Source organism: Streptomyces sp. NBC_00247, assembly GCF_036188265.1.
In the GTDB taxonomy this organism is placed as follows: Bacteria; Actinomycetota; Actinomycetes; order Streptomycetales; family Streptomycetaceae; genus Streptomyces.
In genome coordinates this window covers 3,159,491-3,173,928 of the sequence record NZ_CP108093.1, presented here as the reverse complement: position 1 = coordinate 3,173,928, position 14,438 = coordinate 3,159,491, and the positions used below count along the sequence as shown (strand labels likewise).

12 protein-coding genes and 1 pseudogene are annotated in these 14,438 nt (G+C 72.9%); 12 read left to right on the top strand and 1 reads right to left on the bottom strand.

The window, feature by feature from the left end; translation table 11 throughout:
* Nucleotides 1–36: 36 nt before the first annotated feature.
* Complete coding sequence (locus OHT52_RS13385) at nucleotides 37–1,203, bottom strand: pyridoxal phosphate-dependent aminotransferase (RefSeq protein WP_328720376.1); 1,167 nt, start codon at nucleotides 1,201–1,203, stop codon at nucleotides 37–39.
* A 272-nt stretch (nucleotides 1,204–1,475) separates the two neighbouring features.
* On the opposite strand from OHT52_RS13385, the gene OHT52_RS13380 reads away from it, so the two are divergent.
* From OHT52_RS13380 to kynU, 12 genes and pseudogenes are all read left to right on the top strand, one after another.
* Entirely contained in the window at nucleotides 1,476–1,820 is a 345-nt protein-coding gene (locus OHT52_RS13380; protein WP_328720375.1) for a hypothetical protein, read from the top strand.
* A 359-nt stretch (nucleotides 1,821–2,179) separates the two neighbouring features.
* Nucleotides 2,180–2,689: pseudogene (locus tag OHT52_RS13375) on the top strand (DUF2617 family protein); the annotation flags it as partial.
* Between the two features lie 330 nt (nucleotides 2,690–3,019).
* On the top strand, nucleotides 3,020–4,618 hold the full coding sequence (locus tag OHT52_RS13370) for a polyamine aminopropyltransferase (protein ID WP_328720374.1): 1,599 nt from the start codon (nucleotides 3,020–3,022) through the stop codon (nucleotides 4,616–4,618).
* A 33-nt stretch (nucleotides 4,619–4,651) separates the two neighbouring features.
* The gene (locus OHT52_RS13365) at nucleotides 4,652–5,668 is read left to right on the top strand and encodes an SRPBCC domain-containing protein (protein ID WP_328720373.1); all 1,017 of its coding nucleotides are present in this window, start codon (nucleotides 4,652–4,654) and stop codon (nucleotides 5,666–5,668) included.
* A 78-nt stretch (nucleotides 5,669–5,746) separates the two neighbouring features.
* Nucleotides 5,747–6,538, top strand: coding sequence for an aldose epimerase family protein (locus OHT52_RS13360; RefSeq protein ID WP_328720372.1), 792 nt, complete (start codon nucleotides 5,747–5,749; stop codon nucleotides 6,536–6,538).
* Between the two features lie 32 nt (nucleotides 6,539–6,570).
* On the top strand, nucleotides 6,571–7,110 hold the full coding sequence (pyrE, locus tag OHT52_RS13355; RefSeq protein WP_328720371.1) for an orotate phosphoribosyltransferase: 540 nt from the start codon (nucleotides 6,571–6,573) through the stop codon (nucleotides 7,108–7,110).
* A gap of 204 nt (nucleotides 7,111–7,314) precedes the next feature.
* A complete protein-coding gene (fbaA, locus tag OHT52_RS13350; protein ID WP_328720370.1) occupies nucleotides 7,315–8,337 on the top strand; it encodes a class II fructose-bisphosphate aldolase in 1,023 nt (340 codons plus the stop codon).
* 206 nt (nucleotides 8,338–8,543) lie between these two features.
* Nucleotides 8,544–9,704 carry a MalY/PatB family protein gene (locus OHT52_RS13345; RefSeq protein ID WP_328720369.1) on the top strand — a complete coding sequence of 387 codons (1,161 nt, stop codon included), beginning with the start codon at nucleotides 8,544–8,546 and terminating at the stop codon, nucleotides 9,702–9,704.
* A gap of 81 nt (nucleotides 9,705–9,785) precedes the next feature.
* The gene (locus OHT52_RS13340) at nucleotides 9,786–11,480 is read left to right on the top strand and encodes an MFS transporter (RefSeq protein ID WP_328720368.1); all 1,695 of its coding nucleotides are present in this window, start codon (nucleotides 9,786–9,788) and stop codon (nucleotides 11,478–11,480) included.
* A gap of 93 nt (nucleotides 11,481–11,573) precedes the next feature.
* A complete protein-coding gene (locus OHT52_RS13335; RefSeq protein WP_328720367.1) occupies nucleotides 11,574–11,987 on the top strand; it encodes a DUF3151 domain-containing protein in 414 nt (137 codons plus the stop codon).
* 264 nt (nucleotides 11,988–12,251) lie between these two features.
* Complete coding sequence (locus OHT52_RS13330; RefSeq protein WP_328720366.1) at nucleotides 12,252–13,100, top strand: tryptophan 2,3-dioxygenase family protein; 849 nt, start codon at nucleotides 12,252–12,254, stop codon at nucleotides 13,098–13,100.
* Nucleotides 13,093–14,322, top strand: a complete 1,230-nt coding sequence (gene kynU / locus OHT52_RS13325) for a kynureninase (RefSeq protein ID WP_328720365.1) — start codon at nucleotides 13,093–13,095, stop codon at nucleotides 14,320–14,322. Before OHT52_RS13330 ends, kynU begins: the two co-directional genes overlap by 8 nt.
* Nucleotides 14,323–14,438 lie beyond the last annotated feature (116 nt).

The following is a 14,438-nucleotide window of genomic DNA, read 5'->3' as shown; positions in this document are numbered from 1 at the left end:
CGGAGCGAACCGGCGGCGCTCTCTTCGCGCCCTCTGTCAGACCGCCAATCGCTTGAGGCGGGCAACCGCCTCTTCCAGCACACCCTCCCGCTTGCAGAACGCGAAACGGACCTGGGTGCGGCCGGCTTCCCGGTCGTCGTAGAAGACGGCGTTGGGGACGGCGACGACCCCCGCGCGTTCCGGGAGGGAGCGGCAGAACGCGATGCCGTCCTTCTCGCCCAGGGAGGCCACGTCGGTGGTGACGAAGTAGGTGCCCTGGGGGCGGTAGACCTCGAAGCCGGCCGCGGTGAGGCCGTCGGCGAGGAGGTCGCGCTTGGCGCGCAGGTCCTCCCGGAAGCCGGTGTAGAAGGCGTCGCCAAGCGCCAGGGCCTCGGCGACGGCGTACTGGAGGGGGCCGCCGCTGACGAAGGTGAGGTACTGCTTCGCGGTGCGGACGGCGGTGACGAGGGCGGCGGAGCCGGTGACCCAGCCGATCTTCCAGCCGGTGTACGAGAAGGTCTTGCCGGCCGAGGAGATGGAGACCGTACGGTCGCGCATCCCGGGCAGGGAGATGAGGGGGACGTGGTCCCCGTCGAACGCGAGGTGCTCGTAGACCTCGTCGGTGACGACCAGGAGGTCGTGCTCGACGGCGAGTTCGGCGATGGCGGCCAGTTCCCCGGGGGTGAGGACCATGCCCGTCGGGTTGTGCGGGCTGTTCAGGAGCAGCAGCCGGGTGCGCGGGGTGACGGCGTCCCGGAGCGCGTCCAGATCGGGCCGGAAGTCCGGGGCCCGCAGGGTGAGCGGGACGCGGACACCGCCGGCCATGGCGATGCAGGCGGCGTACGAGTCGTAGAAGGGCTCGAAGGCGATGACCTCGTCGCCCGGCTCCAGGAGGGCCAGCATGCTCGCGGCGATGGCCTCGGTGGCGCCCGCGGTGACCAGGACTTCGGTGTCGGGGTCGAAGTCGAGGCCGTAGAAGCGCTGCTGGTGGCCGGCGACGGCGGTACGCAGTTCGGGGACGCCGGGACCGGGCGGGTACTGGTTGCCCTTGCCTTCACGCAACGCCCGGACGGCGGCCTCGCGGATCTCCTCGGGGCCGTCGGTGTCGGGGAAGCCTTGCCCCAGGTTGATGGCGCCGGTCGTGAGCGCGAGGGCCGACATCTCCGCGAAGATCGTCGTCCCGTGCCCGTCCAGCCTGCGGTTCAGCAGCGGCCTGGTGTTCATGTCTCCACCGTTCTCACTCGGGTGTCCGTCGAGCCTCTGGGGCCCATCCTGGCCCATCGGCCGCCCCGCGCCGGCGGCTGCGCGGTCGGTTCCCGCGGACGCCTCCGGACCGGGGCGACGGGAGGAGCGTACGGGGCGGCGAAGAGCCTGCCGGCAAGCTCTGGAGTTGCTCAAGTCCGCTTTGGCGTGGATGCGGCCGGGGCATCCAGTGGGCAACCGGACAGGTCCGGTGGGCGGCGGGGGCCGCTCGGGGGACGAAAGGATGTGAGGGCGTGACGTACGTCCTGGTGGGGCTGATCGTGCTGGCGGTGGCGGGGGTCGTCGTGACGGCCGTGCGGTGGTCGGGGAGGACCCGGCCGGTGTCCTCCGCGCGCGGCGGACGGGCCGGCGGTGTCGCGGCGCGGGGCGGACCGCGCGGGTACTCGGTGAGTACGCGGAAGACGCGTCGCTCGTCGTCGGGCAGGCAGTCGTCGGGGGACAGCAGCTGGTGGGCGGGTGACTCCGGCGGTTCGTCCGACAGCGGCCACTCCGGGCACTCGGGCGGGCACTCCGGCGGCCACTCGTGCGGCGGCGGCCACTCGTGCGGCGGCGGCGGTTGCGGCGGCGGCGGCGACTGACGCGTGTGCGACCCGCCCGGTGAGTCCGGGTGGAGGGGAAGGGCGGGTCCCGGCCGGAGTTGATCAACTCCGGCCGGGACCCGCCCTGTTGTGGATCTTCGATGCGGCCGGGTGGGTCGGGAGGCGCGCGGGGGCGTTCTGGTTGAACAGTTGAGCTGTATTGCCCCCCAGGGGATGGAAACCACGTCAAGTTGGTCAAAAACGCGGTGAGTACGGCGTAGTTCGTGATTCCCTCGTTTGACAGAACATTTCAGCCCACGGACCCCAGTTGGGCCGGATCGGGCGCTTCCCACCTCCTCCACGTCAGTCCTCCGGTGGCGCCCCCTGCTCATGTGTCCCTGCGTTTGCGGAGCCGACCCATGCTCACGTCCCTTCAGACGGCCTATTCCGACACCCGCGCTGCCGATCTGGCGTGGGCGCTCGGCAGGGAGCCGCTGCCCGCCCTCGCCGTGCTGGATCTCCAGCTAGGCGGCGCCACCATGCAGTTGAGGCTGCTCGGCGCCTCGCATCAGGTCCTGCTGGAGGAGGGCGGCGGCACCTGTTCGGAGACCGTGGCCTGTCTCCCGGGCAGCCGCACCCCGCTGCCCCTGGGGGTGGCCGAGCAACTCGGCGACCGGGAGTACGAGTTCGCCGCACGCGTGGAGACGCTGGGCGAGGTGCAGTTCGCGGCGCGGGCACAGGAACTGCTCGCCCTGGTGGCCGAGCACCCGCACGGTCTGGCGGGCACTTTTCCGGGCAGCCCGTACGCCTTCACCGCGATGCTGGCACAGCGCTCCGAGGGGCAGGTGCGGTGGCGTACCTGGCACGCGTACCCGCAGGAAGGGCAGTTGGTCGTCACGAGGACCCGGTTCGGGGTGCGGATTCCGGCGCTGCCCGGGGGCGCGGTGCGTCCCGGGGCGGTGGCGGGAGTGCCCGGTGTCCCGGCGCTGATGGCGCAGCCGACGCGCGGCAGGACGGCGGTCTTTCCGGTCGCTTCCACCGTCGCGGCGGCCGGTGCCTCCGCGTCCGTCGCCCCGGCCGTCTCCGCCGCGTCCGGTGTGCCCGTCCTGTCGCTCTGAGATGACCGAAAAGCGTGCGGCGTGCGGGGCGTTGGTGCACGCCGGTGGGCTTTCGGCGCGCGCCGGGCGCTCGCTCCGGAGCCTCATGTGCACCCTTGCGGGTGACAAGGTGCGAAGGAATCGTGACGTAGCGTTTTGGGCATGATCGACCAGCAGGTGCCCCTTGTCCGGGGTGCGGCGCCCCTCCCCGTACACCCGCGGACCGGCCGCTTCCTCGTGCTGGCCTCCGTGTTCGTCTGCGCCGCCTGCGGCCTGGTGTACGAACTCGAACTGGTCGCCATGGCCTCGTACTTGATCGGCGACTCCGTGACGCAGGCGTCGGTGGTGCTCTCCGTGATGGTCTTCGCGATGGGGATCGGCTCGCTCCTCGCGAAACGTTTGCGCTGTCACGCCGCCGTGGGATTCGCCCTCATCGAGGTGGCGCTCGCGCTGGTCGGCGGGTTCTCCGCGCTGGTGCTGTACGCCTCCTTCGCCTGGCTCGGGGAGTCACGCGTCGCGCTGGTCGGGTTCTCGGTGGCGATCGGCGTCCTGATCGGGGCGGAGATCCCGCTGCTGATGACGCTGATCCAGCGGGTCGACCGGCAGGACGCGGGCGGGACCGTCGCCGACCTGTTCGCGGCGGACTACGTGGGTGCTCTGGTGGGCGGACTGGCCTTCCCCTTCCTGCTGCTGCCGATGCTGGGGCAGCTGACCGGCGCGCTGTTCACCGGCGCGGTCAACGCGGCGGCGGGCGGGGCCCTGATCCTCTGGCTCTTCCGCCGCGACCTCACCGCACGGTCCCGCTGGCTCCTCGTCCTCGCCGGGCTCTGCGCGATGGCCCTCCTGGCCACCGCCACCCTGCTGGTGGACGACTTCGAGAGGGCCGCGCGCCGGGCGGTGTACGGGAACGAGGTGCGGGTCGCGGTGCGGACCGGGGTGCAGGAGGTCGTCCTCACCGGCGCGGGGCGCGACTCCCTCGACCTCTACCTCGACGGCCGGCTGCGGGTCAGGGCGCGCGACGAGTTCCGGTACCACGAGGCCCTCGTGCACCCCGCGATGAAGGGGCCGCACGCCCGGGTGCTCGTCCTCGGCGGCGGTGACGGGCTGGCCGCCCGCGAGGCGCTGCGCTACCCCGACGTGACCGGGGTGACGGTGGTCGAGCTGGACCCGGGGGTCACCCGCCTGGCCCGCACCGACCCCGCGCTCTCCGCTCTCAACGGCCGCGCCTACGAGGACCCGCGGCTGACGGCGGTCACGGCGGACGCGTTCAGCTGGCTGAGGACCGCCCACGAGCGCTACGACGTGGTCATATCCGATCTGCCGGACCCGGGCATCACGGCGAGCACCAAGCTCTACTCGGCCGAGTTCTACGGCCTGGTCCGGCGGGTGGTCGCCCCCGGCGGCCGGTTCGTGGTGCACGCGGGGCCGCCGGGGAAGCGCCCGCACAGCTACTGGACGGTGGACGCGTCCGTACGCGCCGGTGGCATGGCCACCCGCCCGTACCGGGTTCTCGGGCGGCGGTCCGGGTTCGCGAGCCCGGACCGGGTGCCGGGCCACACGGACGCCGCGGAGGACTGGGGCTTCGTGCTGGCGGCTCCGGGCGGGGCGGCGCCCGTGCTGGGGCTCGGCCCCGGGACCCCCGCCCTGCGGTCGCTCGACGCGGAGAGGCTCGCGGCCGCCGGACGGGCCGCGGAGGGGATCCGGGTGCCGGACCGGCCGCCGTCCACGCTGCTGCATCCGCGCTACGCGTCGGAGACCTGACGCGAGGGCCGGAGCGTGAGTAGGCTCGGTTTCATGGAGCATGAGGTGTTCGTTCCGGTTCCGGTCGCGTCCCTGCGGAGCGCGCTCGGCGACCCCGCCCGGGTGGCACGCTGCGTCCCGTCCCTCCAGCAGGACGCGGGTGCGTCCGAGGCGCTCGCCGGCCGGCTGAGGTTCCGGGTGGACGGCCACACGATCACCTACCGGGGCGCCCTGGAGCTGACCGCGACGGACGAGTACACCGTCTCGGTCACCGGGGAGGGCGCGGCCGCCCGGGGCGCCGGCTCGGTGAAGCTGGCCCTGACGATCACCCTCGACGACTCGGCCGGGGGCGCCGCCGCGAGCGAGACCGGGTGCGCCGCCCCGGGCGCACCGGGCACGACGATTCGCTACACCGGCACGGCCACGGGGGACGGACGGCTCGCCGAACTGGACGCCGAGGCCGTGCACGCCGCCGCCCGCCGACTGCTCGACCGCTTCACCCAGCAGCTCGTCACGGAGAGCCTGGGCACCCACGAGACCCCTGAGGACCATGCGGCTCAGGCGTCCGATGAGACCGGGGAGGGGCGCGAGGCTCCCGGGGCATCCGGGACGCCCGGCTCGTCCGGCGGTGAGGGCGGCAAGGGCTCCGGCGCTCCCGCCGGCACAGCCCCCGGCACCGCTCCGTACGAGGACACCGACACCAGCACCGGCATCGAGGCGCGGGCGGACGCCGAGACACGTCCGGACCGGGGCGAGGCTGCTTCACCGTCCGACGAGGGTGCCGGGCCGCTCTTCGACGCTCCGGTGCCGCCCTCCTCGCTCGACGCGGGCGCCGACATCGAGTTCGCCGTCCCGGACGAGCCGCCGGCCGAGGCCGCGCACGCCCGGCGCACCATGATCGGGCGGAGCGCCGAGGAGGTGGACCACGCGCCGCCGCGCGGCCGGTACGCGCCCGTGCCCTCGCCGGAGACCACCAACGCCTCCACCACCCTGCGGTGGGCGGCCCCGGCGGCGGTCCTCGCCCTCGCCTCCGCCGTGGTGGTGGGGCGGGCACTGCGGCGGAGGCGATGAGGCGCCGGTGCGGTCGCAGCACCTGACGCCGGGCATCGATCCGCCACGAAGGGCGGGTCGACCCCTTAGGGTCGTTCCGTGAGTAGTGAGAAGAGCGTCCGGCTGACAGCCGGCGACGCCGAGTTGACCATCGACCCCGTCCGAGGGTGCCGTATCACCAGCCTGCGGATCGGGGGCACCGAACTGCTGCGGCAGGGTGAGCGGTACGGCTGCTTCCCCATGGTGCCGTGGGTCGGCAGAACCGCGTACGGCGAGTTCCGCAACGGCGACACGGTGCACACCCTGCCGCTCAATTCGCCGCCGCACGCCATCCACGGCACCGGTCGCGACACCTCCTGGACCACCGCGCGGGAGCTGGAGGGCGAGGCCGCCTTCTACTACGACCTCGCCGAACCATGGCCGTACCAGGGGCGGGTGACGCAGACCTTCGAACTCTCCGGGGACGCTCTGACGCTCCGGATGTCCGTGGAGACGGCAGGCGACTCCTTCCCGGCGCAGGCGGGCTGGCACCCCTGGTTCCTGCGCAACATCGGTGGCCAGGACGCCCGGCTCTCCTTCGACGCCGCCTGGCAGGAGGAGCGCGGTGCGGACCACATGCCGACCGGACAGCGCATCGAACCGCTCCCCGGCCCCTGGGACGACTGCTTCGGGATGCCGGACGGGGTCAAGGCCACGGTCACCTGGCCGGAGCAGCTGGAGCTGACGGTCACCAGCCGCGACGAGTGGGTCGTGATCTACGACGAGCAGGACGAGGCGCTCTGCGTGGAGCCCCAGTCCGGCCCGCCGAACGGGCTGAACTCCACTCCGCGCCTGGTCACACCGATCGAGCCGCTGGAGATGGCGACCACCTGGAGCTGGGCTCGGCTCTGAGGAAGCCGGCTCCGCCACGTACTCTCGACGGTATGACTGACGTACGCGCTGACCTGCTCCAGCAGATCAAGGACAAGGCCGTGGTGCACGGCAAGGTGACCCTCTCCTCGGGTCTGGAAGCCGACTGGTACATCGACCTGCGCCGGATCACGCTGGACGGCAAGGCCGCGCCGCTGGTCGGCCAGGTCATGCTCGACGCCACCGCCGAGCTGGACTTCGACTGCGTCGGCGGTCTGACCCTGGGCGCCGACCCGGTCGCCACCTCGATGCTGCACGCCTCCGCGGCGCGCGGGAAGTCGCTGGACGCCTTCGTCGTCCGCAAGGCGCAGAAGGCGCACGGGATGCAGCGCCGCATCGAGGGCACCGACGTCAAGGGCCGCCGCTGCCTGGTGGTCGAGGACACCTCGACCACCGGTGGATCGCCGCTGACCGCCGTCGAGGCCGTCCGCGAGGCCGGTGGCGAGGTCGTCGCCGTCGCCGTGATCGTGGAGCGGGGCGCCGCCCCGGCCATCGCCGAGGCGGGACTGCCGTACCTGCACGTTTACTCGGTCGCCGATCTCGACCTGGCCTGAGTCGCCGAGGGCGAGTTGATGCTCTGACCTGCGCTTTTCTCCGGGGTGCACTGTTTCACGTGAAACAGTGCACCCCGGTCCCGTTTCTACGGGGGTCCTCCGGGTGGAGTCCCCGCAGGAGTCTGGGAAGATGGGCACGACGATGACGTCGCCCCCAGGTCAGGGACCAGCACTGCACACCCGCACATCCCAAGGAGCGGACAGATGCCCATCGCAACCCCCGAGGTCTACGCCGAGATGCTCGACCAGGCGAAGGCAGGCAAGTTCGCCTACCCGGCCATCAACGTGACCTCGACCCAGACGCTCCACGCGGCTCTGCGCGGTTTCGCCGAGGCCGAGAGCGACGGCATCGTCCAGATCTCCACCGGTGGTGCGGAGTTCCTGGGCGGTCAGTACAACAAGGACATGGTGACGGGCGCCGTGGCCCTCGCCGAGTTCGCGCACATCGTCGCTGCCAAGTACGACATCACCGTCGCGCTGCACACCGACCACTGCCCCAAGGACAAGCTGGACGGCTACGTCCGCCCGCTGCTCGACATCTCCGCCGAGCGCGTCGCCAAGGGCCTCAACCCGCTGTTCCAGTCCCACATGTGGGATGGCTCGGCCGAGACCCTCGCCGACAACCTGGCCATCGGTCAGGAGCTGCTCGCGAAGGCCGCCGCCGCGAAGATCATCCTTGAGGTCGAGATCACCCCGACCGGTGGCGAGGAAGACGGCGTCACGCACGAGATCAACGACGAGCTGTACACCACCGTCGACGACGCGCTGCGTACCGCCGAGGCGCTCGGCCTGGGCGAGAAGGGCCGCTACCTGCTGGCCGCCTCCTTCGGCAACGTCCACGGCGTCTACAAGCCGGGCAACGTCGTGCTCCGCCCCGAGCTCCTGAAGGACCTCCAGGAGGGCGTCGGCGCCAAGTACGGCAAGACCTCCCCGTTCGACTTCGTCTTCCACGGCGGCTCCGGCTCCACCGCGCAGGAGATCGCCACCGCGCTGGAGAACGGCGTCGTGAAGATGAACCTCGACACCGACACCCAGTACGCCTTCACTCGCCCGATCGCCGACCACATGTTCAGCAACTACGACGGCGTGCTGAAGGTCGACGGCGAGGTCGGCAACAAGAAGACCTACGACCCCCGCACCTGGGGCAAGTCCGCCGAGGCGGGCATGGCCGTGCGTGTCACCGAGGCCTGCGCCAACCTGCGCTCCACGGGCACCAAGCTGAAGTAAGCGCGGACGGGGCCGGGCCGTGTCGGACACGGCCCGGCGGTCCCGTCCCGCGTGCGTGGCGGGCCCGACGCTCCTGGGTGATCCCCGGGAGGTCGGGCCCGCGGCGTGTGCGGCTCCGGGCGGAGCACCCTGGTCCGGTCGCGGGCGAGGGACCGCACCCGGACCGTACGGACCCCGTGAACGACCGAACCGTGTGAGGTACCGCTGTGAGTCCGTCCTACGACTTCGACGCCGTCGTCGACCGCCGGGGTACCTGGAGCGTGCAGTGGGACGGGGTCGCCGACCGGTTCGGGGTGGACGGGCTGCTGCCGTTCACCATCTCCGACATGGACTTCCGGACCGCGCCCGAGGTGCTGGACGCGCTGCGTGCCCGGATCGACCACGGGGTGTTCGGGTACACCGACTGGCAGCAGGACGACTTCCGTTCGGCGATCGCCCACTGGTACGCCACCCGCTACGGCACCGCCATCGACACCGGGCAGCTCGTCTACGGCCCCTCCGTGCTCAACCAGCTCTCCCAGTTGCTGCGGATGTGGACCGGACCCGGCGACGCGGTGGTCACCCACACCCCGACGTACGACGGCTTCCGCAAGGCGATCCTCGGTCTGGGGCGGGAGATGCGCGGGGTGCCGGTCGGTGACGACGCGGCCCTGGAGCGGGAACTCGCCCGCCCGGACGCCAAGGTGCTGCTGCTCTGCTCGCCCCACAACCCCACCGGGCGGGTGTGGACGGAGGCAGAGCTCACGCGGACGGCCGAACTGGCCGCACACCACGGGGTGCTGGTGATCAGCGACGAGATCCACGCGGACTTCGCGCACGACGGGTACCGCCACGTGCCGTGGACCCGGGTGGCGGACCGGGGGCCCGCGCGCTGGGCGCTCATCACCTCCGGGTCCAAATCCTTCAACTTCCCCGGGCTGACCGGCTCGTACGGGCTGATCGGTGACCCGGCGGACCGCGCCGAGTACCTGCGGCGGATGGCGACGGCGGAAGGGCTGGAGTCTCCGGCGGTGCTCGCGCTGACCGCCCACATCACGGCGTACCGCGCGTGCGGGCCGTGGCTCGACGCCGTCCGCGCCTACATCGCCGGGAACCTCGCCCTGGTCGAGGAGCGGCTGCGCGCCGCCTTCCCGGAGCTGGGCTGGCGCCCGCCGCAGGCCGGTTACCTCGCCTGGATCGACCTGAGGCCGCTCGGCCTGGACGACGACGCCCTCCAGCGGGTGCTGATCGAGCGGGAGAAGGTCGCCATCATGCCGGGCGGGGTCTACGGCGCGGACGGCTTCGTACGGCTCAACGTGGGCTGCCCGCGCACCAAGGCGGAAGCGGGCGTCGACGCGCTGGTCCGGGCGATCCGCTCGCTGCGGTAGCCGCTGCGGGCGTACGGGGACGCGGTCGGCGGCGGCCGGTGCCCACTGGCCGCTCCGGCGGGCAGCGGCGATGCTGCCCCCATGGGTGAGACACCCGAGGAACCCCGCACGCCCCGAGACCACCGACCCGCCGAGGACCTCCCGCCCGAACAGGCGGGCGCCACGGGCGAGGCGGGGGGCACCGGTGCGCCGAAGGCCGCCGGGGCGATCCGGGCCGCCTCGGCCCCGGGGCGGTGGATCGTGCTGACCACCGTGCTCGGCTCCGGCATGGCGATGCTGGACTCCACCGTCATCAACGTGGCGCTGCCCCGGATCGGCCAGGACCTCGGCACCGACCTCGCGGCGCTCCAGTGGACCGTCAACGCCTACATGCTGACCCTCGCCGGGCTGATCCTGCTGGGAGGGGCGCTCGGCGACCGGTACGGGCGGCGGCGGGTCTTCGTCGTCGGTGTGGTCTGGTTCGCCCTCGCCTCGCTGGTCTGCGCCGTCGCACCGAACGCCGCCGTGCTGATCGCGGCGCGCGCCTTCCAGGGGATCGGCGGGGCGCTGCTCACCCCGGGATCGCTGGCGCTCATCCAGGCGAGCTTCCACCCGGACGACCGGGCGCGTGCGGTCGGGCTCTGGTCCGGCTTCGGCGGGGTGGGCGCGGCCATCGGGCCGTTCGTGGGCGGCTGGCTCGTCGACGGGCCGGGCTGGCGGTGGGTCTTCCTGCTCAACCTGCCGGTCGCCGCGCTCTGCGTCCCCGTCGCCCTGCGCCATGTGCCCGAGTCGCGGGACCCGCGCGCCCACGGGCGCTTCGACGTCCTCGGGGCGGTGCTCGCCGCCGTGGCGCTGGCCCTGGTGACGTACGCGCTGATCGAGGCGCCGGGGAGCGGTGCCTCGCCCGCGGTGATCGGGGCGGCGGTGGGCGGGGTACTGCTGGGGGCGGCGTTCGTCCGGGTGGAACGGCGGCGGCGGGACCCCATGGTGCCTCCGGCGATCTTCCGCTCTCGGCTGTTCACGGTGGTCAACCTGGTGACGTTCTGCGTGTACGCGGCGCTGGGCGGGTTCTTCTTCCTCTCCGCGATCCAGCTCCAGGTCGTCGCCGGATACTCGGCGCTCGGTGCCGGCACCGCGCTGCTCCCGACGACCGTGCTGATGCTCTTCTTCTCGGCCGCCTCCGGCGAACTGGGCCACCGCATCGGCCCCCGCATCCCGCTCACCGTCGGCCCGCTGCTGGCTGCCGCGGGCATGCTGCTCATGCTGCGGGTCGGGCCAGGGAGCGCTTCCGTGACCGGGTACCTGAGCGAGGTGCTGCCCGCCGTGGTGGTGCTGGGCCTGGGGCTGGTCACCCTGGTCGCGCCGCTCACCGCGACCGTGCTGGCGGCGGTGGACACCGGGCAGGCGGGGCTGGCCAGTGGCATCAACAACGCCGCCGCCCGTGCCGCCGGGCTGATCGCGGTCGCCGCGCTGCCGCTGCTGGCCGGCATGGGCCCGGAGGCGTACCGGCAGGCGGGGGAGTTCGCCGCGACCTTCCGGCGGGCGATGCCGATGTGCGCGGGGCTCCTGGTGGCGGGGGCGGTGCTCGCCTTCTGCGCGGTACGGACACCGGCGGCAGCCCCGGTACCGGCCCCGGACACGGACACCGGCCGGGGCGTCGGCAGGGACACCGGCAGGGAACGGCCCGAGGGCGGCGGGGCCCATCCGGCGCAGGGACCCTGTCGGCCGGAGTGCACCGTGCACTGCGGGGTCGTGGCGCCGCCCCTGGAGCCCGCCCGGCGACGGCCCGGGGAGTGACGGGGCGCAGCGCCCGCGGGCGTACCGGTGGGGGTGCGGGCGCGGCGCCGGGCGGTGTCCCACGACGGCGGGGTGCCAGGCACACTGGGACCCATGTCCATCCACGAGAACCTGCTCGGGGGCCCCGCCCCGACCCATCTGCCCGACGACCCGGAGCCGCGCGGGCTGCTCGCCGGCGGCACCCCGCCCGCCGAGGTCGCGGCGAAGTACCCCACCTCCTCGCTCGCTTGGGCGCAACTGGCCGACGACGCCTTCGAGGGCGGCCGGGTCATCGAGTCGTACGCCTACGCCCGCACCGGCTACCACCGCGGGCTCGACGCCCTGCGCCGGGCCGGCTGGAAGGGCCACGGGCCCGTCCCGTTCGAGCACGAGCCCAACCGCGGCTTCCTGCGCGCCCTGCACGCCCTCGCGCGTGCCGCCGGGGCCATCGGGGAGCAGGAGGAGTACGAGCGCTGCTCGACCTTCCTGCGCGACTCCTCGCCGACCGCCGCCGACATCCTGGGCTGATCCCACCAGGAGGCGCTGGCGCCCTTTCGTGCCCGCTCACCGGCCCGCAGCCCGCTTTGTCGGCTGCGGGCCGGTATGCGTACGGGAGCGTCCGGACCGCGGCCCCGGCCTCGCGATCGAGGAGGTCCCGGCCGAGCCACCAGCCCGCTTCCGGCTCTGGGCCGTGCCTGCCCGTTCCGCCTAGGATGCGCCGCAGGGGACCGGAGCCCACCCAGCTAGGACGGGGCGGACCGCTACCCGGAGGCTCGTGCCGAGGAGACAGAGATGTCGGCGAAACACCCCGACCCCGAAGAGACCGGTGCGGAGACCCCGTACCTCGACTTCGCGGGAACGACTCCCTACGAGGACTACGTCCAGGCGGACGTCCTCACCCATTTGCAGCAATTGCGCTCCGACGATCCCGGCGAGATGGTCTTCCTCGTCACCACCCAGGTCATGGAGTTGTGGTTCACCGTCCTGGTCCACGAGTGGGAGACGGCGGCGCTCGCCCTGCGCGAGGACCGGCTGCCGGTCGCGCGGGACGCCCTGAAGCGCTCGCTGCGCCAGCTGGAGGCCCTGAACGCGTCCTGGCGCCCGCTGGCCCAGCTCACCCCCGCCCAGTTCAACTCCTACCGGAGTTCGCTCGGCGAGGGCTCCGGCTTCCAGTCGGCGATGTACCGGCGGATGGAGTTCCTGCTCGGTGACAAGTCCGCCTCCATGCTCGTACCGCACCGGGGTTCCCCGCGCGTGTACGCCGAGCTGGAGAAGGCGCTGAGCCAGCCGAGCCTCTACGACGAGGCGCTGGCGCTGCTCGCGCGGCGCGGCCACCCGGTACCGCGGTCGGTCCTCGACCGGGATCTGCGGCAGAAGTACGAGCCCTCCCCGGTGATCGAGGCCGTCTGGGCGCGGATATACGCCGACCCGGAGAAGTACGACGAACTGGTGCGCCTCGGCGAGCTGCTCACGGACGTCGGCGAGCTGGTCTGGCGCTGGCGCAACGACCACTTGGTGGCGACCCGGCGCGCCATGGGCTCGAAGACCGGAACCGGCGGCTCAGCCGGGGTGGCGTGGCTGGAGAAGCGCGCGCAGAAGACCGTGTTCCCCGAACTCTGGACGGCCCGCAGTCATGTCTGAGACCAACCACCGCCTGTTGGCGGACCGTGCGGCCAAGCTGGACGCCGCCGACGAACTCGCCGATCTGCGCGAGCTGTTCACCCTCGACGAGGGCGTTTATCTGGACGGCAACTCGCTCGGCGCGCTGCCCGTCCACGTGCCCGACCGGCTGCACGACGTCCTCACCCGCGAATGGGGCGAGCTGCGCATCAGGTCCTGGGACGAGAGCGGCTGGTGGACCGCGCCCGAGCGGGTCGGCGACCGCATCGCGCCGATCGTCGGCGCGGCGCCGGGCCGGATCGTGGTGGGCGACTCCACCAGCGTCAACGTCTTCAAGGCGCTGGTCGCCGCGACCCGGCTCGCACCGGGCGGGCGGGACGAGATCGTTGTCGACGCCTCGACATTCCCCACCGACGGCTACATCGCCGGATCGGCCGCCCGGATGACCGGGCACCGGATCGTCCCGGTCGACCCCGCCGACGTGCCGGGTGCCGTCAACTCGCGAACGGCGGCGGTGTTGTTGAACCATGTCGACTACCGCACCGGCCGGCTGCACGACCTGCCCACGCTCACCGCCGCCGTGCAGCGCGCGGGGGCCGTCGTGGTCTGGGACCTCTGCCACAGCGCCGGTGCGCTGCCGGTCGGCCTGGACGAGCACGGCGTGGACCTGGCGGTCGGCTGCACGTACAAGTACCTGAACGGCGGCCCGGGTTCGCCTGCCTACCTGTACGTCGCCGAGCGCCACCAGAGTGTCTTCGACTCCCCGCTGCCGGGGTGGAACTCGCACGCCGACCCGTTCGGCATGACCGCCGGTTTCGAGCCCGCCGAGGGCGCCGTCCGGGGCCGGGTCGGCACGCCCGACATCCTCTCGATGCTGGCGCTGGAGTCCGCCCTCGACGTCTGGGACGGGGTGCCGATCGAGGCCGTACGCGCCAAGTCCCTCGCCCTGACGGACTTCTTCCTGGAGTGCGTCGAGGCGTACGCCCCCGGGGGCCGCGTCGTCTCGGTGACCCCGGCGGCGCACGGCGAGCGGGGCAGCCAGGTCGCGCTGCGGTGTGCCGAGGCCGAGCCGGTGATGCGCGAACTGATCGCCCGGGGCGTCGTCGGCGACCTGCGCCGTCCCGACGTGCTCCGGTTCGGGTTCACCCCGCTGTACGTCGGCTTCGCCGATGCGGAGCGGGCCGCCCGGGTGCTCGCCGGGGTGCTGGCGGACGTCCCGGCGGGGGCCGTGGCGAAGGGGTGACGGCGCCGGAGCGGCTCCGGACGGAGCCGGGGCGGACCCGCTCCGTCCGGAGACCGCTCCAGGGCCTGGTACGGTCCCCGCAGGTCGGACAAGTGGGGCAGCCCAAAGGATGGTTG

Excerpts from the sequence above, each read along its gene's own strand:
- kynU (WP_328720365.1), top strand. The coding sequence starts at position 13,093 with ATGTCTGAGACCAACCACCGCCTGTTGGCGGACCGTGCGGCCAAGCTG.
- fbaA (WP_328720370.1), top strand. The coding sequence starts at position 7,315 with ATGCCCATCGCAACCCCCGAGGTCTACGCCGAGATGCTCGACCAGGCG.
- OHT52_RS13340 (WP_328720368.1), top strand. The coding sequence starts at position 9,786 with ATGGGTGAGACACCCGAGGAACCCCGCACGCCCCGAGACCACCGACCC.
- OHT52_RS13335 (WP_328720367.1), top strand. The coding sequence starts at position 11,574 with ATGTCCATCCACGAGAACCTGCTCGGGGGCCCCGCCCCGACCCATCTG.
- OHT52_RS13365 (WP_328720373.1), top strand. The coding sequence starts at position 4,652 with ATGGAGCATGAGGTGTTCGTTCCGGTTCCGGTCGCGTCCCTGCGGAGC.
- pyrE (WP_328720371.1), top strand. The coding sequence starts at position 6,571 with ATGACTGACGTACGCGCTGACCTGCTCCAGCAGATCAAGGACAAGGCC.
- OHT52_RS13370 (WP_328720374.1), top strand. The coding sequence starts at position 3,020 with ATGATCGACCAGCAGGTGCCCCTTGTCCGGGGTGCGGCGCCCCTCCCC.
- OHT52_RS13330 (WP_328720366.1), top strand. The coding sequence starts at position 12,252 with ATGTCGGCGAAACACCCCGACCCCGAAGAGACCGGTGCGGAGACCCCG.
- OHT52_RS13385 (WP_328720376.1), bottom strand. The coding sequence starts at position 1,203 with ATGAACACCAGGCCGCTGCTGAACCGCAGGCTGGACGGGCACGGGACG.